Origin of the sequence: Parachryseolinea silvisoli, assembly GCF_021190955.1 — a bacterium.
In the GTDB taxonomy this organism is placed as follows: Bacteria; Bacteroidota; Bacteroidia; order Cytophagales; family Cyclobacteriaceae; genus Ohtaekwangia; species Ohtaekwangia silvisoli.
On the sequence record NZ_JAIOAO010000001.1, the window covers coordinates 1,441,958 to 1,462,349 of the forward strand.

The following is a 20,392-nucleotide window of genomic DNA, read 5'->3' on the forward strand; positions in this document are numbered from 1 at the left end:
CGCTTACTAAGATACTATTTAAAAAAACAATAAAAATGACCCGCTTTCCCACAGAATAAAAATACCGAGCCCAAACAGTACGAGCGGCGTAATAATATTCCCAAACCGATCCAGGTAGCTGGCAACCACGGGATGGCGGGCCAGATAACGCGCCGCCATACACCATACATAGGTCATCATAGCAAAGACAACAACCATATACACCTTCGCTACTACCGTCATGGTTGTGAGCAAGGGTACATATACGCCGATATTGTCACCTCCGTTGGCGATGGTTACGCCGGCGATGGCGATGATACCCGCGCCGGTCCGCAGGGGGACTTCATCGTTCCAATTCCCCTGCTGCTGCACATTCTTCAGGGCCAGGTATATTGGAAATAACCCCAGCAGTCCGATATACTTCTGATCAATTAAACTTCCAATCGCCGCGCCGACAAAAGACACCAGCACCAGGGTGCCAATGCCCAGGTATTGCCCCAGCACGATATCGATAGGCTTTTGTTTGCGCCGACCATAGAACAACATCAGGATAAAGATGTCATCGATGTTCGTCGAAACAAAAGCCAATAGAGATGTTATGATGTTTTCGAGCATGAATGGCCGTTACAACCATTGGGCAAACACCTTTTCAAACGCCGGCGCCGCCTTGTCAACATTCTCCCAGCTGTCGTTGTCCACCGTGGGATCGTCGTGACCGAAAGGCCCACGATGTGAACCAAATATCTTGATCAGGTCGGCGGTAATCCAGAGGCCCGCCATGTTGTGAGACCACTGATAGGCCGTACGGCGCAAACCGGGTTTATCTATGAGGTGGCTATCCCACAGGCCGCGCGGCAGTGCAGCCTTCAGTAGGTCCGAACCCAGTGCCTGACGGCTTTTTACTTTCGCCAGCAGGTCTGCGTGTTGCGCGAAGCGTATTTCGTCCAGCAGGCCGCGGGTGGCCGCCCAGCCGAGGAAGAGATGTGTGCTGACCACGGGATATTCTTGCAGTGCCAGCGACGACATCACCCTGACTACGAAGCCCAGTCCATCATCAGATTCTATTTCTACGACAACATCCGCAGCAGCGTCTACCACGCGGTGCCAATACGCCACCGTAGGATCGTTGTCGCTCATAAAGGCAGGCTCATAGCCATCCGGATCGCCGAGCAATTTAATAACATCGGCTTCTGTACCTTTCTTGACGTCGATACCAAACACCGGCTCGCCGATCTTCTCGCGGATCCACGCGTACGACAGATACGGTATAAACGAGCGTGCGCTCTTGCTGATGGGCGGATATTTTTCATTGCGTACGTTGTGCGAGAAAACCAGTTCAATACCGACCTTCGGCGCCGAAACGTTCACGCTATCGGAAGAAGTATGCTTGGGCGCTTTTTTACCAAGCGTGTTGGTTACCCAGTCGATCAGCGCCTCGTCATCGGCCCGGCGCCCCATCATGTCGACGAGCTTGCGCACATGAGGCCCAAGTTTTTCGTAGTCAGCAGTAGGCTGACGGTGGGCGGCTTCAGCCGCGGGCGCAGCGCTAGCTGTGTCACCGGCAAGCCAGGCTCCAAAATCGAAGTCTGCCGCTTTGGGAGTCTTTATCTTGCGGCTTTTGATCCAGGCAGCCAGGCTAGCACGCCCTTCAATCTCTTCGTCATCGAGGTCGTAGACATCTGTTTCGCCTTTCGACCACAATACCAGAAATTCTTCCAGGCTGTTGCCAATTGTATGATGCTCACCTTCCGAGCCCAGAAACACCACGGCCGGTGGCGCGCCCGTTACATCCGTGTTTAATAACACTACCATCGAGCCATCCGCCAATTCCAAGAATGAAAATCCATGGGTATTCAGACGCTCAGCTGCGGCAGGCTCCCACTGCGGCGGAATTTCGCGCGGGCCGAAGGTATCGAACCAGCCCAGGCTTCCGTGAGGCTGTGTGCCAATAAAGGTCATCAAATCAATAAATAGAGTTGGTACTGTGGGCTTAACGGCTTCTTGCCGGATCTCGTATGTTGACATAAAATACTGTTCAATCTTTTATTATGGGGCCTCAATATCCGGACAATCATGATACTTGTCAAACTCTGTCCCCAAACAATGCAACCTGGTGCAATTAACCAAAAAGACCGGTCCGTTAATTTCCTCGCCTGTACCACGAGCCCCACCGTAGTGTGCTACCATTTATCCGCAAAAACAACATTTTTTCGTACAATATACTTTGCATATTCCCGCGGTGTTGTAAATTGTGTATGCTATAACATTGTTCGAATTGCCGTAACAGTTATCGTGTGTCAGTATAAACGTTATACCCATAACCATTGTAGTATTTATGAAGACCGAACCAATTTTTTTACCCAAAGGACTCCCTCCAGTTCACCTGCTGTTGTTCACACGACCCGAACCGTAGGCTAAACACTGTTTCCTTAAAAGGCCTTCTCTATTTTTTAATTTCATACCGGAAGCCCCTCTGGTCCGATGTTGTATTGCGCCTTTCGCAATGCAACCGACAGGCCGGAAGCAACCTATCCTAGCCAATGAAAATAAACCGAGACCGGCATCATCGCGAAAAGCAGTGATATCACAACGGAGAACACGACCCCACTCACCACAATCAGCTTGTCATACTTTGCATGCTTTAACCCCAGTGACTGAAAGGAGCTTTGAAACCCATGCAACAAATGCCAAAAGAGCGAAAAGCATCCGAGCAAATAAATTATCACCTCGACTGGATTTTGAAACGTGACCAAAATCATCTGGTACAATGGCAACTCCTCGCCTGTCATAAATTGATGCTTTCGGTTCGGAATCCAAAAGTTAGATGTATGGATCACTAAAAAAAGCAGGATCAGCGTCCCGAGCAAGGTCATACTTCGGCTATACCAACGGCTTTGCTGGGGCGGTGTCACAACGTGATATCGCACCGCGCCCCGTGCCGTCCGGTTTTGCTTCCACAACAATAAGCCTTGTGCAATATGGAACAAAAAGCCGAGCACCAGTACAATCTCCAGTGTCCGGATAATGGGATTGGTCGCCATAAAATGCGCCCAGTGCGTGAAGGTGGCGCCGCGGTCATCGATAAAGATCATGGCATTAATAGCGGCATGCACCACTAAAAAGCTGATCAGGAATAGCCCCGTCAGCGCCATCACGATTTTCTTGCCAATAGAGCTTGTTAAAGCGCGGGAAAACCAGTTCATAATTCATACGTTTTAAAGAGAACAATCGAATTTCCTATATTGGACGTTCCGGGGCAACTATTTTTACGCCGATCTACTTCACCCGGCGCAAGGGCAATGGGGTACCTGCGGCAAGCGATGGGGTATTTGACAAAAAATTCCACGCGTTTGCAAAAAATGGGCTGCATTGCCAGACATTCCCAACGTGGTGCAGGCTACTTCGGGGCGTGTGACGGGGGTGTTGTCGAAGTCGGATAAGAATAGTCCTTCGGGGAATGGAACGGTAGTATATATTAATACGAGCCTATCGCTTCAAACGGTACTCGATAGGGTGGAGAAGGCAGGTGGAAAGATTTTAACGGGGAAGATTGCTATACCGGCGGGGTTTATTGCGATGATATTGGATTCGGAGGGGAATAAGGTTGGGCTTCATGCGGAGGTGTAGTTCCGCTGCCGCAAACACAGCGATGACGACTTTATTGTGTTGAACTAACCGTTCTACCATTTCTATATAGAAACGAGACTGTCGTGTTGGGGCAGCCTCGTTTTTCCTACCATTGCCAGAGCATAATTTATTGCTAATTTTGTTTGAATTGCCGCCCATGAAAACATCTGTCTTGCTCCTGTTTATCATACTAAGCATCCACTTTACACACGCTCAGTTGCAGGAAAAGAGGATTGCCTATCTATCAAAAGACCGCAAGGTGGTTTATGGTTCGAACGGCGCTGCCTTTTATCGCACGATACAAGAAGCTGGCGAAGGCTTTATCTTGCGCGAGTATTACATGCCTTCCGGCAAGGTGCGGCTGATTGCCGAATGCCTCGAATATGAACCCGATATCATCTATCACGGAAAGGTAAAACACTACTACGAAAGCGGTACGCTACAGAAAGAAGGGCAATACGACGACGATTATGCTACCGGCGTCTTTGTGGAGTATTATGAAACAGGGGGCATACGCCAACGTAAGGAGTATCAGTCCGGTGACAAAGAGCTCATTCTTCAATATTATACCCCTGACGGTCAGGAGCAATTATCAAATGGCAACGGACTTATCAGTACCGTCGTTGAAACCGGCGAGACTTCTAACTCGGAGATCAAGGATTATATATTGGTGAACAGCTACCGTGTAAAAGCGGGTGATACCGTATATACGGTAGTAGAAAAGCCTGCCGAGTATCCGGGCGGTATGAAAGCGATGATGCAATATCTTCAAAGCACGGTCAGATATCCTGCCGATGCCCGGCAGAGCGGCATACAAGGGAGCGTCTTTACCTCGTTTGACGTCGACAAAAAAGGCAAGATTTCTGACTTGACAACGGTAAAAGGTGTAAGTCCGGATATTGATGCCGAAGCCTTCCGCGTCATCACCGCCATGCCCCCATGGCAACCCGCCCGCGTACGGGGCAAAGCTGTAAAAAGCCGTTTTGTCCTGCCGATTAAATTCAAGCTCTCGACCGGCAGCAGACGCTAGAAGACAGTGTGCGTGTGGGAGCGAGGGCGAATACGGGCGCTCTATCGCTAACCGAAGTTAAAATTATATCCCACAGTCACGGTAAGATCGTGCGTAGACGCACGCTCCGAACTGTTTCTCAGCTGATTCAATACATTCAGCATAAGCGCATGCCGCTTGAGCACATTGTACACGGCGTTACACCGGATGTTTAGTACTCGGGTATCCCACGCATTATCGGTCTTGCTCGCATTGTACGATATGCTGGTGCCGGTCGTAAGCTTTTTCTTGAATAGCTTCGCGTTTGCTCCCACGGTAGGCCCCAGTGTAATAAAGTCGTTTCTACCGATGGTGTTATAGGTAACGTTAAAGGCAGCTAAAACATTAAATCCCTGGGCAAGCTGCATAAAGTTATATTGTACGGAGCCATTGTAAAACCGTGAGCCGTTGCCGTTGCGTACAACACCGCCCTGTTTGTCGCCGGTCTCCTGGAAGCTGACGTCAAACGTCAACATGCGCATGACTGCATCGGTTTGTTTCAGGGTGTAGCTCAGTGTGCCGCTGGCATTTTGCGATGTCTGTGTGTAGTCCAGTGTATCCAGCTGCTGGAAGTTGTCGAGTTGATTGATGGTCTGGAACTGCGGCCGGATACGCATGAAGGTCTGAAAGTTGGAGTAGTTCAGCACAGCCGATATTTTAGTCGTCGGTATATATGAAACATTCAGGGCGCCGATGGCCCGGGTCGAAGAACCGGACTTATTACCATCCAGGTTGTCACGCTGAAAGCCTGCATTCATGGCGATCTGTACTTTTCCGTTGAACAACGGCTGGGCTGCATTGACGGTGATATTCTCCAGATCATTGTTGATATAATAGGCGCCCAGGGTCTGGTACCCGGGATCAACACGTTCGTACCCCACGCCGAGGACAGTGTTCTGCAAGGTGTATTGCAGCGCTGTTTTGAATGCATTGTAAAATCCTGTCGAAGCCTTACTATCAACAAGCGGACCGAGGATTCCTCTGCCCGTAGCATCTTCCGCGCGAATGTCGCGCGTGAGGGCGCTGGTAGCATACTCCACCGACAGGTCGAGGTTCTTCACGACCTCCAGGCCTCCGTTTACGCTGACTACCGTATTTTCCATGGGATAGATACCGAGGCTATCCGGGGCATTCCGGAGGGAGTGTGGGTCGTCCCACGCCCGGAAGACGATCAGGCCGGCGCGGTATTTCCCTTGCTGAAATTGCAGGCGCGCTCCAAATCCCTTGCGTTCATACGCCGCAGGCACAGTGTGATTGGCCGTATCATATTCATTTGCCTTCTGCAACCGTCCGTGGATTACGCTGCCTTTAAAGGGCCCTTCGGGCTCGACATCCACTCCTGCTCCGCGGAACAGATAACCGTTGAGTGTATAGGGAGAGAAGGTCATAGCGATGTCGCCGATGTGGCCGGTTACGGATTTATAGGATGGGTGTATGCTGAACCGGTTAGATGGAATGGGGTAGGTGTAGTTTCCACCAAAGTCCGACAGGGTAAACGTGAACGGCAGATTGACGACATTGTACAGGTTCATGTTGATGCTTCCGTTTACAAAATAGGAAAACGGGCTTCGTCCATACCCTCCGTTACCATCATAGAATATGCCGTTGGCGGCCAGGCCTCCACTGAAGCGAATGGGCTTGCCGTTGCCGAATTGTTCTTTGAGGTTGTCTAGCCGGACCGATTGAGCTGTTGCCTGAAACACAATGCCGGGCAAAAGGATCAACAGTAGCGCAGAGAGGATGCGTAGAAGTGGTCTCAAGGTTTTTGTATTTTGATATCAACGACGATATACGATTGGAGCGCGTCGCGGTGGAACTCTTTGATTTTGATGGCGCCCTTGCGGTCGTCTTTCGTTCGGAAGAGCACGATGCGCGGAAGCTGGCTGTCGGTAAAAGGCTTGAGCCCGGTAGCCCGCGATGTGATGTTCAAATTGCGCAACGGTACATCGGTCTCCATCTGGTCGAAGTCGGCTTCGGTAAAGGTTATACCACAGCCGCACGTTTCTTGTGTATTGATGAAATGTGTGGTCTGTGCCTGTGTGAGTGCCTCGAACGTATACTGCTGTACTGAGTCGGGTGAGACAAAGCGATTGAATGCAAAGGTTGCATTCAAGCCGAAGAAGGCGATGTCCACATACTGGTCGATCGAATCGGGATCATCCTTGTGCATAACACGTCTCAGAAATGTAGAATAGAAGCTGCCCACGGTACTGTGCGCGGTGTTGACGCCCAGCATGATGTCGTGGTGCGTGCGCAAGCCGGTGTTGGGCTTCACGACAATCTCCCGGTTAATGCTTTGCGTCACTTTGCCGTTGTCGGCGGTGAGTGTTATGGTGTATGTACCGGGCTGTGCAAAATGAACGGACGTCTGCTCTGCCGTTGATTGCTGAATGTCGCCGCCGGTACTGGTCCACTTCCAGGTAAGGCCGCCGATGGTGCTGTTTATCAGCGATGCGGTGAGCGGCGCTTCGTAGTCTTCGTCCTGGAACGACGGCTCGATGGCAAAGTCCATGGCCAACGCGGGCAATACGGTAATGGTCTTGGCGATGGAATCTATTTCATCGCCGTTCTCTACTACCAGCGTGATGGTGTGTTCGCCGGGTATAGTATATTCTACTACCGGTGGATCGTGGCCGGTAAACGACGCAGGCATACCTTCCGGAAACGTCCAGTGATAGGCGGTGCCACCGATCGTGGTGTTGGTGAGCGTTACCTGCACAGGTGAAATGCTATTGGTGGCAATACTTGTTTCAAAGTCGGGCGAGAACGTACCCAGAATGCGCAGGGAAATTTCCTTCGTTTGGCGGTCATCGCCGTTCCAGGCTTCCAGGCGTACGGTGTAGGTACCGCTGGCGGTATAGCGCACAGCGCCCGGATTGTACTTGTCGGACGTCTCGGGGTCGCCGCCTTCAAAAGTCCACAGGTAGTGCTCAGCGCCGGTGGTTTTGTTCTCGAAGGTTACTTCCACGGGTATGGAATAGTCTTCGTTTACCACCTGGTAGGCAAAGCTCACCGCAGCCGGTATGGCTTCTTCGTGAAAACAGGAGGCCAGCGGCAGCAATGCCGCGAAGATATAGTATGATAGGATCTTAGAATGCATCGCGTATGATTTCATACTTTCCATTCTGCTGTTTAAACCAGGCCCGCGTGGTTTCCAGGGCTTGGGGATAATTGTTCGTAGCTACACCACCACCGGCGGTGGCTGCTACCGGGTAATCTTTGATGACCGGTGCCAGCAACTCCATGACGCGGTAGGCACACGTCATTTTCTGACGTGACTCGGCGCTCGGCGCGCCGCACTTCCGTTCATCACTGAACAGAACTTCTTCCAGGTAGTGTATGGCGCGGTAGCTGCGGGTATAGACCAGGTCGGGAAAGAGCTCATAGACAGCATCGTCGTTTACGCCAAACATGCGGACGCGGTTCAGAATCACGTCAACAGCTTGCTGATCGCCCAGGCGTGCCAGGGCGATATAGCCTGCCCAGCGGTCCTGAGCGCGCAGCGCCGGCGCTTCTTCTTCCACATAGGATTTGATTTTCAGTGCAAGATCTTGTAGTTGCAAATAGCCCACGAGCCTAAACAAGGCGCCGGGGCTGGAAGGAAGTCTTCGCACCCGGCTGCGGACAGAATCGAGCGCAGCGCGGTCAAAGTCCTGGGATTGAAAACGTGCCAGTCCGTTGTCGACCAGACGCTGAATGCCTTTGTCCTTATCCTGCCAGCCGCGGATTAAAACACTCACAACGCGCTTGCGGGTGCTCTTTTGCTTTGTCTTCGTTCCCAGTTGGCACAATAGATAATAGGCCTCTGCACGCAGCGATGAAACCGTGTCCTGCAAGTAGGCGGTCAGTGGCGCGATATACTGATCTTCTTTTTTTGCTTCAAAGGAAAGTGACGTTACCGCCTGCTTGTCGCGCATGGCCGTAAAGTGGGCATCGACTTCACGCTTTTGTGCGGAAGCCTGCAAGCCGAGGACAAGTAGTAATATGGTCGTCGTGTGTAGCAACGACAGAGAGGATATTTTTATCATAGGTAATTTTCGATAACAACACGGTTCACCCACAGGACCAGCTCCCGGTTTTGCTCCCACCATTGGCGAACGATTTGTACGTTCTTTTTCTTGATGGCTTCGTCTTCCGTCGCGGGCGGTTTGGTGAGGATCATGCCCGTAATCCGCTGAAACTCTTCGCCGGCCTGCGTGCGGCGGGTGATGTCGCTACCGTCCAGCGCCTTCAGGATGGCGGCGATGCGCCGGCTGTAGTCTAGGTTACGGTATTCCGGCCGTTGTAAGGTTGCCTCCACTTTTAGAATGACGTCTTTGTTGCCATTCCACCAGTTGCGGATCGAGGGCGCCAGCTGCGGTTCGTCTGCCGGCCGCACCAACCGATCCTTTACGCGATCTCCCGTGAGGTAGGTAATGATCTGAAAGGGCGAGATATGTCCATGCTGGGTATTGCTGTTCTGCATATAGTCGAGCATGCGCGGAACGACGCTTTCATAGTTCAGCACTACATCGAACTTTACCGAGTCTTTGATTTGCCATTCGTAGGCTACACACAGCATGTATTTACCGGGATAGGTAAATTCTTCCAGCAGGTCGTTGAGTTCGAATTTACGGGTACGCGTATCGCCGGTATGCAGGGTGGTTTTTGTTTGGGTGAACTGGTCCAACCGAAGCTGGCCCGACGCACTCATGCTATAGCGATAGGTACCGCCCAGTGCACGGTACCAGCCTTGCTCTTCAATCGCCACGTACCGACCCTTTTCATACTTCTTCAGTTGAAAAAAGAGCCAGCCAGTTTCCAGGTCGAATGTTTCCACATTGCGTTTTGCTTCCAGCGTGACCGTGAGCGGAATGGCATCACCAAAGGCAGCACGGGTATTGGACAGTTTGACCTCCAGATGCAGGTCTCCGCCCGTCAATGTCAGTGCTGACTTCAGTTCCTGCGCCAGGGCTGTTACACCCGACAGTATAACAGCCGAAAAAATACACACTACTCTTTTCATCGTTCTCTTCCCCGAAGCTTATTGATACTTTCTGCGCTGAACTCGGGATTTCCTATCTGGTTAAAAAATGTCATCCCCCCGGAGGGACTCATGAGTCCTTCTTCGGCATGATCCTCACCGGCTTTGAAAACACCAAAATTAGTGTGATCACTACGGTGGCCGATCTCATGCCTTCCCGCGATTTGAAGTCGCTTTTCACCTTTCTTCGCCGTATTCTTGAAAAACCATGCGATATTGAACTGTTCCGATCCGTCGATCGCGCCCCAATCTCCATCGGCACTGATGCTGATGGGTTGTGTAGACGTGCCAACATTAATCAGAATAAAGGGAGGATAATAGTTCGTTTTCCCCGTGGTCTCATCACCATCATGTTTGGGATGCAAGTACCGGACGCTAACGCTGGATGGCCGCTGGATACCATTGTCCTTTGCAAATTTTTCCAGTTGCACGTCAATATGGCGTTGGTTGGCATCATACCATGCCTGCGCCTTCACTTTCATGCGGCTCTCGGCAGCGTCCTGCGCCGGTTTGTTATACGTTGTGAAAGCATCCAGGTCCGCTTTGGAGGGAAGCTGTTCGGGCGTCGGATCCAACAGCGTGGCTACAAATTCTTTCGCGCTGGTAGCCGCTAGTTTGACGACACTCTTTGCCGCAGTGTAATCGGTGCATCCATCTTTCGAGAACGCCGGGTCAATGCTTGCCTTGCTCATGACCTGCGTCATATTCAGCGAACCGGGCATCTCGTAAACATAATCGTTTGTTACGTTCTTCCGCACGGTCCAGATACCCGTTCGGCCGCTCTTCAACACGCTAGCATTTTTACCCACTACTTCCGCCACGACGATATAGTTATCGCCGGCAATGGCAGACGAAACAAACTTCTTGAGACTTTTGCCTTTGTTCTCACCATCACCGGCTGTGGTCGCCCACTGCTTTTCCTGGGTTGTTAGCAGGCCATATCCTGAACCCTGCGGTAGCTTCCAGCCCGCGGCAATACCACCATCCGATATACTCGTATTGTCATTACCTTCCGGACCGTTGCGGTCAATGATTCGTTTTGCGTCGTTGGCAACATCGTCAGGATCTTCAAAACGCCACTGCACTGTAAGTGGCAACGCTGTGGCTACCCCCTGCCCTTTTTTATTCCGGATCCTAACCAATGCCTGGACATCTGTCAGAATCTCTTTGGCATTACGGTCCGGCTTGACGATGCTCAGCGCACCACCCGGCGTTAGCGTAACCGACTCGACCTCTACACCAACTTCCTTTTCATCCGAATAGCTCGTACTGAATTTTTCATCCATGCCCACGGTCAGTTTCACTTTATAGGGTGAGTCAACGATATCAATATAAGAACTATAGCTGCTGCCATTCGTCTTGCCATCCCAGGAAATCTTCACGTTCTTTCCTTTCGCAGCAATCTTCGTATCCACGTATACCGGTACCGAGCCTCCCTTAGCAAATACTTCCAGCTTGGCATACTTCCACTCGCCGGACTTGCCGGGGGTAACATCGTAGGTGATATCCAGGTTTTCTTCCGACGGGGCAAAGAATTTGTCGGTCGTCAGTTTAATATATGCGGTTTTGATTGTCACTTTGGCTTTGGCTGGACCCGCCGCCACTGTCACAACTCTTTCGTCCGGCCTTGTATCATCCATATCCACGACGGCATTCGTACCGGTACCTTCCGCACCCTGCCAGGTAACATTTTCCGCATCCAGTGCTACAGAAGGCACATCACAGACCACGCGCAACGCCAGCTCGTCTTCCGCGTCGGTTACATAAATGCATTCGCCGTCTTTATATTGAACATTGTTGTAGACAACCAGTAGGTCGAACGATGCAAATCTTTCTATTACTTTCAGACAGACAACACCTTCCAGTATCGATTCGTCCGTCAGGTCGAATACTTCATCTTTAACAGTTTGTACAAATGCCTCCAGGGTATCGTTGTCTGCCAGAATATTGTCAATGACACGCTCGATACCGGCCGCCTGTTTTTCCTGCGATTCGAAACAGTCTTTCAAAACGCCTTTACCGGAGACAAAGTCCTGAATATTGACCTGATATCCTTTTAAAAGCATAAGCACTTTCGCTGCAATTAGATCTTCGGGCTTCACCTCAGGTGGGGCGTCAACCCCGGTCGGCTGGTCGCCATCTGTTTCCACATTGGTCTTCGGGAACAGTGTCAGCATAAACGGTGGGTTGTGAATGAGGTCCCACTGGGCTTTACTGAGTGTCTCTCCACCAGCATAATCCATTAAATTATCGGTTCCGTTCATGGGCAGCCCTTCCTCGAATGTATGCAGCAACCGGAAAGCACCGTGGCCGATCTCGTGGGCGATGGTGTGGGTAAAATCACCAGCATTCTTTTTGGCGTCATCATGCATAAAGATAAATGCAGCCTGACGCTTATAGGGATTGTAACCCGACGCCTTGTCGGTCTCCGCCTTCGACACGAGGAAAGCATAGTGTGCCTCGGGGTCGAACGGCTGCCGGGCGGCATAGTCTTGCAGCACCAGGGTCATTTCCGTTGTATAGAGATAATTAACCTGATCAAAATTATCCTGCATGCCGTTTTTATCCAGGTCATAGTGGCTTGTGAGCGATGGTTGCATTTCCACACTCCATTCCACAACGGCCTGACGGTAAATCTCATTCATGCGTTTCTGAACATCTGCGACCGTGCAAGGCATGGTTTCGCCGTTGACCGGTACGATAATCAACTTACGGTATACACGCGGGTAGCTTACTACATTCAATTTGCCGCGGGCGACGGGCACGTCTTTACCATTCATTTTCCGTTTCTCATAGGCAATAACCGGATTGATTTCTCCTTCCGCATAGCCATATACCTTTACCTCATAGTGTGTCGGGGGCACTTTCTGGGTCGTGAGCGGCCCCGTATCCGAACGCACGAACATGCTATCCGGCAGCGGGTCTGCCGGGTTTATCGGCACCGCCCGTACCCGATCGGACTCTCCAAGTGGTACTGATTTCCAGGGTATATAATAATCGTCTATCGATTGCTTTACTTTTTCATAGTCGGAAGGATCCAGGGGCGTGGTGTACGCATCCAACCCGTACTGTGTTTGATTGGCCAGCTTGTCGAACCGAAGTATGTACAGGTCGTTCATCACAGCATCCTTATCGGCGCCATCAAAACGGCTCTTTATTTCGTCAAAATTCTTCTTCGCCTCTTCTACTTCTTTTTTCAGTTCCTCTTTCTTCGGATCACCTTCCGGCAGCACGTTGTAGGCATCTTTGGCTTTATCGTATGTGTCTTTGGCATTTAACAGATCTTTCGCGTCATTTTTAACTTTGTCCGCCTCCTCGCGTGGCAATTCCTTCTCAGCATTTTCCACTACTCTGTCCAGTACTTTGTCAAGATCGTCGCGATCTGTATCGGCCGTCATTCCCTGCAAGCGCGATACGATGCCCTGATACCCCTTGAAGATGTCGAGCCCTTCGTCGATGTCGATGACACTGCCCTCGCCTGTGTTGTATGACGTGATGACCGCGCCGGCGATGAGCTGTTTGTCGGTATTCACCTGAATATTTTCAAAGGTTACCTGCACCTTCGCTCTGCCTAAAAACGGTACGGTTACATAGCCGCGACCGCTGAAGGAGCCTGAGCCACTTACGTTCGAAAGCTTCACAGGGAAGCTACCAGCCGTAATGACGTCGCTCTGTTGCAACACGGTGAGCGCTGTGCGATTGGTAATCTGCGGGTCGGGCACGATGCGGCAATTCACGAAGTTGTCTGACTCGCGTGCCGGGAGGGTAACGGTGTGTATTTCGCCGAGTACAGGCTGATCTGTTTTACAAAATCCGCCGACGCGATACTCATAGGTCTTGCCGGCTTGTACGTCGTACACCAGGGCCGAGGTTGTTGCCGATTGCTGGTCAAACCACACGGCGCCGTCTTTATCTTTCTCGCGGTACGTAACCATATAGCCGGTGTGGCGGCTGTTAGGTACCCACGAAAACTCCAGGTTACCAAACGTACCGTTTCTGGCCGAAACACCCGTGGGTGCCGGACAGACATCCTGGAAGGTCAACCAGTAAATTTCGCTATAGCCCTGGTTTCGAAATACATCTGAAGCATCGACGCCATTCTGCACGCGGGCGCGCACCCGCCAGCCATACCGATGGCCGGGCAACAGCAATGGCTGTGACGGACCGTATAGCAGCGTAGTGGTACGTGTCGTCGTTTCATACAAAGGCTGCGCGGACTGAAAGGCTACTTCCGGCGCCAGGGTGTTATCCCAGAACTCCACCAGTTGAAAGTCATATTCGGTAACGAAAGCAGCGTTGGGCGAGTTGAGGTGCCGGGGTGTCCACTGGAAGATGATATTCTGCGGTTCCTTCTGCGCGATGGCTTCGCCCTTGCGCGGAACATTCAACAGCGGCGGGTCACTCAGGCTCATCCAGGCCATGCCGCAGCTGCGCGCACTGGCTACCTGGCTGGTCGAAACTTCGATGGCTTCAAAGCAGAATTGATAAAAGCCCTCCGGCAGTTTTGCCTGCATCATGTATTCTGCGCGCGAGATGCCGGCGAAGTCGAGGTTCTCCAGGTTGAAATACGGCGCCAGGTCGCTTAACGACAGGCGCAACGGCACCCCTGCTTCCAGCGATAGGATGGGAAACGCCGCATAGTCACGCGTGCGCAGCTGTACGGTCTGGCTCTCGATGCTCATGCGCAGACGCACCTGCAACACGGGCTTGTTCAGGTCGCGGTTGGTCAACACCACGACAAGCTTCTCTTGCGTCGAAGCATAGTAGTCGCTCAGTTGCAGTGTATAGGGCGGTCGCAATAATGTTGTAACCTGCACGGGTTGCTGGGCGAAGGCCGCAAGGCCCGCCAGGCAAAAGACACACAACAAGAGATTCTTCTTCATGAAAATTCTATTCACACGTTTCTTACTAGATCAGCCCTTTTACCAGGGCAGTACCGCTCGCGGCTGCTAACATTTACTGGATTACCACTTTCAACAGTGCATCTCCGTTTGTCGATTCCAACAATAACAGGTACGTACCGGCTGCGAGGTTCACCATATAAGGCAACACATATTCATTGCTGCCCTGCGCCGTACGTTCGTCCACCAGTCTATTGTCGCCCAGGGCAATTAGCCGCAACTGGATCCGCGACGACTCCTTCATCTTCACCGTTACCGTAAAGGGTCCGTTCGAAGGAACCGGCGATGCCGTGAACGTTTCGATGAACGATGTTGCCGTTGGCGGGTTGACCACAAAGGAAGTTCCCAGCACGGTAATGGTCTTGGAAAACACCGCTTCACAACCCTGGCGGTACGCCTTCATATAGAGTGTGTAAACACCTTCTTCGGAGAATGCTACTACTGCTTTATTATCTTCCCGCAGCGAGAATTGTTCGGCGAGGGGATCGGAGGTCCACCACTGTACACTGTCGGAAGGCGTACTGCTGATGTTCAGCAGCGTAACGTCGGTGGCGGAAAAGCCTTGTGTACTAACGACAAACTCGGCGTTAATATCCAATGTCTGACGCTGTACAACCAGTTCATCTTCTCCGTCACAGCCGTTCGCATCGGTGACCAATACGTGGTAGGTGCCGGCTTGTGTGATCGTGATGATGCCCGTGGTCGCGGTAAATCCGGCAGGGCCGGTCCACTGATACTGTGCTCCTTCGTCATTCAACGAAGCGTCTGCTTCGTAGTGCTGGCTGTTACAGAGGAAGCGCGTTTGCCCCAGATCAACTAAGACCGGCGCGGGATCGACGAGTGTATAGGTGTGTACGCTCTTGCAGTTATTGCCGTCGGTAATTACGACTTCGTAGGTTCCTTCCGTCAGTCCTGCCATATCTTCGGTTGTGGCCCCGGTGCTCCAGGCATACTGATATGGCGCTGTGCCGTTGGCAACGGTCAGGTCGATGGCGCCATTGTTATAGCCAAAGCATTGGGGAGCGCGCAGCACGCTGTCTACCTGTATCGGGAACGGTGATTCCACTTTGCCGGAGGCGGTGGTAGTACAACCACGGACGTCGGCCACAAACACAAAGTAGGTACCTGCCGCCAGGTTGCCGGTTTGCTGCAGGGTTGTTCCGTCCGACCACTCATACACGTAAGGCAGAGTTCCACCTTGCACGGTAGCCAGGGCGGTACCATCCGCGCCAGAGTCGCAGCTCACGGGTGTTCCGGTTATCTGTGCTGCGAGTACATCGGGTTGCACGAGGAAGAAGGGACTCGAAAGTTTTTGTACGCGGTTCTTGTCTGTGATCCGGATGCGGTATGTGCCCGAACGCAACCTTATGGCGATACTATCGTCCTGGTTAATGGGGCGTGTGCCGGCATCTTCGACAATCAACCATTCATACTGGTACGGCAGGGGGCCGGTCATCTGAACGCCGCCCTGCGCACTTGCCAGTACTTCGCCGTCGTCAAAGCCGTTACAGGTTACGTAGTGATATTCCGAGAGGGTTACCACAATCGGCGGCGGTTGGATAACGTGAAAGATTTCACTCGCCACATAACAGCCCGCGCGATGATCAGGATGTGCCAGGGTGTATTGGCTGTCGAAGGCCCTGAGGATATATGATCCATCGCCAATGCTATCCAGGTTGGCTTTATATCCTTCGGACAATGGCGCATTGTTATACAGGACATCCGACACGAGGTCTGTCGGGTTGTACCACTCGGTGGTATAGTGCTTATCCGGATACGGCGTGCCGCCGGTCAGAATCGTTTCGATGTAGCCGTCTTCATAGCCATAGCCCAGCGGATGGGTTATGGCCGAGTAGCCTATGCGCAGGGCCGCGTTGGGTTGGTGAACGACCATGGTCTTGACACCGTTCTGGTCTTTACACCGATTGGCATCGCGCAGCATGACATAGTATGTAGCGGGTGGAAGCAGCGACAGTACTGCTTCCGTTTCAACTCCCAGTGAGAGGTGAAGGGAGTCTTCCGTTCCCGCCACGACATAATCAAAAACAAAGTTCCCCACTCCCCCACGTGCCTGGAGGTTGATCTTACCATCGCTGCCACCATAACAATGCACATCCTCTGCCGCAACGACCGAAGAAACCGGCTGGGGTCGGACAAGCGCTACGTTGGCATAGTGAAACTGGCGGTTGCCGGTATAACCAAATGTACCGAGGTAGGTATCGAGCAGGGTGATTTCATATTCCTTGTCCGATTGCAGACGGCGTGGCCAGGTGAAGCTGTTTTGCGCATCGAGTGTTACGTCGATAACCTGGTCGGGCGGGTTGGTATTGCTCAAGTCGCGTACAAGAATGGTGAGCTGCTCACGGTTGCCATTCTCATCCACCAACAACGGGCGACGGAATGTAATGGTAAAGGCGCCGTCGCGCGGTCTGTCAAAACAACGATCGTGCAGCGGTGCTACGCCTACGATCTGCGGCGCAGAGATTCTACCCGAAAGCGTCAGCACGCTTGACTCGCCGCCGTTACAGTCGATGATCAGTTTAATGAAGCGATTGGCTACAGGGTTTTTCATGAACTCCTCACCTTCCAGGTCATAGCCCGAAATTTGTAACCGGTGTTTGCCCTGAAACTGCGCGGGAAAATCTTTCCAGTTGATGCCATCCAAACTATATACCCAATGGTAAAAAGAGGCCGGGTTCCAGGCGGGCGCCAGCACCGTCACGCGCGAATCGTACGGTAGAATGTTTGTATTGTCCGGGCCATATTTAATGGGAAATGAATATCCTGTAGTAGTGATCCTAAGTTGACTGGTCGTGGCACCGGGGAACAACACATACGGAACGGAGACGGTGCCGGGCACCAGAATATCGGGTAGTGGTATATCGATCGAAGCCGCCTGGGGTCGTGCAGCAATCGGTATGAAGTAACTGTTGCCATTTTCGTCGGTCCAGTTCTGGCCCAGCCAGGCATTGCCACTGGCGCTAACGTTGATCGACGTTGGTTTTTTCCACGCGCCGTCGTATATAATCGTTTGCCTTACGATCGGGTCGGGGCCAATTTCTGTATAGCCATCGTAGGCTTCCGCCAGCAGCTGCGAATTACCTTGCGGGCCTACGGCTGTAATGGTATACCGAAAGTCTGTTTTGGCAGGACTCAGGCGCAGGCCCTGCGGATCGTTCAGATCGATCGCCGGATCGTTAGCCAGGTTCTCGTTGCTGTTATTCCGCAGATCGGAATCGACCACCAGCCGCACACTGCTTTTGCTGAAGGGGATGATCTCGACGTTGACTTCCGAACGGCCATCCAGGTACGGAAACTTCCCCAGGTATTTTTGCTTGTGACACGGATAGCTGGCGGTGGTATCCAGTTGGATAAACGCCGTGCCCTCTCCAATCTTTCGACGACGGCAAGACTGCGTCCAGTTGCCTTGCCGGTGTGCCCGCGCGAAGCACTCGACGCTTTTGATCTTGTTTTTACTATCGAACGGGAGGTCGATGGCAAAGTTGTGCTGACCGCCCCCGTGCTGACCTCCATAGACTTGCCTGCGCTGGCCGCCCTGATAATTTACATAGATATCAATGCGACTTCCGCAGCCCTCGCTAAGGTCGCCGTTATACAGGGCGAACCCCCGAAGTCTGATCAGGTATTGACTCGAAAAATCACTCTGTGATACAGCCTGCGTGGTAATCAATGCTACCAGCAGAAATGCTCCAACCAGTTTTTTCATCATGATAGTATTCAACCATTAATAATTTACGACGACCCATTTTACCCGGCTCATTTCGCCGGTGCGCGTTACAACGCGAATACCATATGTGTATTCCGTGTTGATGGTGGGTGCGTTGTCTATAAGATGTTTTTCGTTTTTAACGATCTTCCACAGGGTGGCAGGCTCGCCGGCTTTCTTTTTGTAGAGCTGATATTCTTCTACGTTCTTGAGGTTGTCCGTCCAGAACAGGTCGATGATGTGTTTTTCCCGATCGACGTAGGCGTTGAAAATGTTTACCGTCAGATCGTCAGGATTGCCGGGTATCTTCAGTGTAACCGGGTGGGCCGGTTTTGATTCCAGGCGGCTGGAGTCCTGGCTAATCAACGTGTAGGTATAGGCATGTCCGCGCAGCACATCGCTGTCTGTGTACTGCCCCGGCGTTGTGGCTTTGTATTGCTGCACGGCCTGCCAGTTTTGTTCGTTATCGGTTTTGCGGTAAAGCGTGTGGGCGGCAACGTCGGCATCGCGTGCATCGGCCCACGTAAGTTTTATTTTATAGTCCACCAGCTCGTAGCGCGTAATGAGCGGCGACGTCGGGGGCACGACATCGGGCTTCAGGGCCGCCAGACGCGGTGAGAATGCCGACTGGTTATAGCGTTTGTCCAGGGCGGTAACTGCATAGAAAATCTTGCGGTTGCTCATGCGCATGCTAACGGTGTCGGTATAGGATGTACCGAAGAACACGGAGTCCGTGAGGGACGTAAGCTCCGCATTTTTTACATAGGCGCGAAACACCTTGTAGCCCAGCAGGTCTTTTTCAGCGTTTGGCGTCCACGACACTTTCACCACGCCGGCCGAGTCGATCATCACCTTCAGGCCTGTGGGCGGCGCGGGTGCGATGCTGTCCACCGGTTGTACCAACACGGGCATAGACGTGCGTGATTCACCTTCGCGCGCATCGGCGGTAATGGTGAAGTAGTTTGTTTCGAATAATTTATCATAGCGCACCGAGCGCTGGCCCGGGGCAATGGCTTTTATCACTGGAAAGAAGGGCCCCCGCTCCGTCTGCGACTGATTTATTGTGAACCCTTTAATCAATGCGTTGCCGGCGCCTTCAAACTCCCAGCTCAGTTCTACACTACCAGCCTCGGTCATCAAAGCCCGACTGATGTGCGGAACGTATGCCAGCAATTTCTTACCGACGCCGGAGACTTCTGCCGAAGGGGGACCTGTCTCTCCAAAGGGTGTAACACCCACTACACGATAATAGTATGTAACGTTTCGCATACCCACGGTGTCGATGTAGTGCACGCGCGAGGGCATATTCTTTGTAGGCGGCTCGCCGATTTGCGCCACGGGACGCTCGGTAACACGATAAAAGTTTCGTCCGTCAGAAGAACGTTCGATGAAATAAGCGTTGTAATAATCTTTCAGTCCGTCGTAGTCCCAACTTAACATGGCGTTCTTGTCGGTAAAGGCCACGTTTAGGTCTGACACAGCCGGCAGCGGCCGATGATTTTCCAGGCCTATAAATACACCCGTCGAGTCGATCGGCATTTGTCCGTTGGGGGCAGCCGAGGTAATGCGATACAGGTATTTTTCGTTGGTCTTTACGTCGGTGTCGACAAGCCCCCACCCCGCCAGCAGCGCGGCGTCGAAGCTGCGGTCGGCGGCGTATAGGGACAACGTAAAGCGCTGCTCTGACTCTTGGGACTGGTTGACGGCAGACAGTATACCCTTCTGATCTGTACCCGACACCTCGAAGCTTTCACCATAGAGGGCCTGGGCAATGATGGCGGCGTATTCGTCGCGGTTTACGGCGGCTTCCCACGACGCCTGCGGCGCCGGTTTAAACACACCGAGCTTTTTCGGTTCGGGGGTTTTCAGCATGGCCTTGTCCCGAATTACCGTAAAGCGTGTTACTTCAAACCCGTAGCGGTTTGACAGTTTCCATGCTTGTGCGTTCGTCACGCCCCAGCGGATCAGGATTTGTCGCGGTTGTGCCCGGCCGACTGCACGCACGGCGGCCACCCGCTGTGCAAACGAAGGTGTACACAGCAGGGCCAGCAAGAGAAGAACTATTATCTTAGAGAGGGGACGCATGT

12 protein-coding genes are annotated in these 20,392 nt (G+C 52.3%); 2 read left to right on the forward strand and 10 right to left on the reverse strand.

Translation table 11 applies throughout. The annotated features are described in order from the left end of the window. Window positions 1-18: 18 nt before the first annotated feature. From K7P01_RS06025 to K7P01_RS06035, 3 genes are all read right to left on the reverse strand, one after another. Window positions 19-594 (reverse strand): cadmium resistance transporter, encoded by a 576-nt coding sequence (locus tag K7P01_RS06025; RefSeq protein WP_267290899.1) that lies wholly within the window; start codon window positions 592-594, stop codon window positions 19-21. 9 nt (window positions 595-603) lie between these two features. Continuing rightward, entirely contained in the window at window positions 604-2,004 is a 1,401-nt protein-coding gene (locus K7P01_RS06030) for a hypothetical protein (RefSeq protein ID WP_267290901.1), read from the reverse strand. A gap of 503 nt (window positions 2,005-2,507) precedes the next feature. After that, on the reverse strand, window positions 2,508-3,182 hold the full coding sequence (locus tag K7P01_RS06035; protein WP_267290903.1) for a succinate dehydrogenase cytochrome b subunit: 675 nt from the start codon (window positions 3,180-3,182) through the stop codon (window positions 2,508-2,510). Window positions 3,183-3,348: 166 nt separating this feature from the next. On the opposite strand from K7P01_RS06035, the gene K7P01_RS06040 reads away from it, so the two are divergent. After that, entirely contained in the window at window positions 3,349-3,606 is a 258-nt protein-coding gene (locus K7P01_RS06040) for a VOC family protein (protein WP_267290905.1), read from the forward strand. A gap of 157 nt (window positions 3,607-3,763) precedes the next feature. Continuing rightward, the gene (locus K7P01_RS06045) at window positions 3,764-4,636 is read left to right on the forward strand and encodes an energy transducer TonB (protein ID WP_267290907.1); all 873 of its coding nucleotides are present in this window, start codon (window positions 3,764-3,766) and stop codon (window positions 4,634-4,636) included. A 47-nt stretch (window positions 4,637-4,683) separates the two neighbouring features. Here the strand turns inward: K7P01_RS06045 and K7P01_RS06050 are convergent, their stop codons facing one another. The 7 genes from K7P01_RS06050 to K7P01_RS06080 form a co-directional block, all read right to left on the reverse strand. Then, window positions 4,684-6,414: a hypothetical protein gene (locus K7P01_RS06050; RefSeq protein WP_267290909.1), complete on the reverse strand. Its 1,731-nt coding sequence runs from the start codon at window positions 6,412-6,414 to the stop codon at window positions 4,684-4,686. Continuing rightward, the gene (locus K7P01_RS06055) at window positions 6,411-7,769 is read right to left on the reverse strand and encodes a PKD domain-containing protein (protein WP_267290911.1); all 1,359 of its coding nucleotides are present in this window, start codon (window positions 7,767-7,769) and stop codon (window positions 6,411-6,413) included. Before K7P01_RS06055 ends, K7P01_RS06050 begins: the two co-directional genes overlap by 4 nt. Then, a complete protein-coding gene (locus tag K7P01_RS06060; protein ID WP_267290913.1) occupies window positions 7,744-8,682 on the reverse strand; it encodes a hypothetical protein in 939 nt (312 codons plus the stop codon). Before K7P01_RS06060 ends, K7P01_RS06055 begins: the two co-directional genes overlap by 26 nt. Next, a complete protein-coding gene (locus K7P01_RS06065) occupies window positions 8,679-9,659 on the reverse strand; it encodes a hypothetical protein (RefSeq protein WP_267290915.1) in 981 nt (326 codons plus the stop codon). Before K7P01_RS06065 ends, K7P01_RS06060 begins: the two co-directional genes overlap by 4 nt. Next, window positions 9,656-14,560: a fibronectin type III domain-containing protein gene (locus tag K7P01_RS06070; protein WP_267290917.1), complete on the reverse strand. Its 4,905-nt coding sequence runs from the start codon at window positions 14,558-14,560 to the stop codon at window positions 9,656-9,658. Before K7P01_RS06070 ends, K7P01_RS06065 begins: the two co-directional genes overlap by 4 nt. Window positions 14,561-14,633: 73 nt before the next feature. After that, window positions 14,634-18,308 (reverse strand): SprB repeat-containing protein, encoded by a 3,675-nt coding sequence (locus K7P01_RS06075; protein ID WP_267290919.1) that lies wholly within the window; start codon window positions 18,306-18,308, stop codon window positions 14,634-14,636. Between the two features lie 15 nt (window positions 18,309-18,323). Further along, window positions 18,324-20,390, reverse strand: a complete 2,067-nt coding sequence (locus K7P01_RS06080; protein WP_267290921.1) for a fibronectin type III domain-containing protein — start codon at window positions 20,388-20,390, stop codon at window positions 18,324-18,326. Window positions 20,391-20,392 lie beyond the last annotated feature (2 nt).

Excerpts from the sequence above, each read along its gene's own strand:
- K7P01_RS06035 (WP_267290903.1), bottom strand. The coding sequence starts at position 3,182 with ATGAACTGGTTTTCCCGCGCTTTAACAAGCTCTATTGGCAAGAAAATC.
- K7P01_RS06060 (WP_267290913.1), bottom strand. The coding sequence starts at position 8,682 with ATGATAAAAATATCCTCTCTGTCGTTGCTACACACGACGACCATATTA.
- K7P01_RS06025 (WP_267290899.1), bottom strand. The coding sequence starts at position 594 with ATGCTCGAAAACATCATAACATCTCTATTGGCTTTTGTTTCGACGAAC.
- K7P01_RS06045 (WP_267290907.1), top strand. The coding sequence starts at position 3,764 with ATGAAAACATCTGTCTTGCTCCTGTTTATCATACTAAGCATCCACTTT.
- K7P01_RS06030 (WP_267290901.1), bottom strand. The coding sequence starts at position 2,004 with ATGTCAACATACGAGATCCGGCAAGAAGCCGTTAAGCCCACAGTACCA.
- K7P01_RS06070 (WP_267290917.1), bottom strand. The coding sequence starts at position 14,560 with ATGAAGAAGAATCTCTTGTTGTGTGTCTTTTGCCTGGCGGGCCTTGCG.
- K7P01_RS06080 (WP_267290921.1), bottom strand. The coding sequence starts at position 20,390 with ATGCGTCCCCTCTCTAAGATAATAGTTCTTCTCTTGCTGGCCCTGCTG.
- K7P01_RS06075 (WP_267290919.1), bottom strand. The coding sequence starts at position 18,308 with ATGATGAAAAAACTGGTTGGAGCATTTCTGCTGGTAGCATTGATTACC.
- K7P01_RS06055 (WP_267290911.1), bottom strand. The coding sequence starts at position 7,769 with ATGAAATCATACGCGATGCATTCTAAGATCCTATCATACTATATCTTC.
- K7P01_RS06065 (WP_267290915.1), bottom strand. The coding sequence starts at position 9,659 with ATGAAAAGAGTAGTGTGTATTTTTTCGGCTGTTATACTGTCGGGTGTA.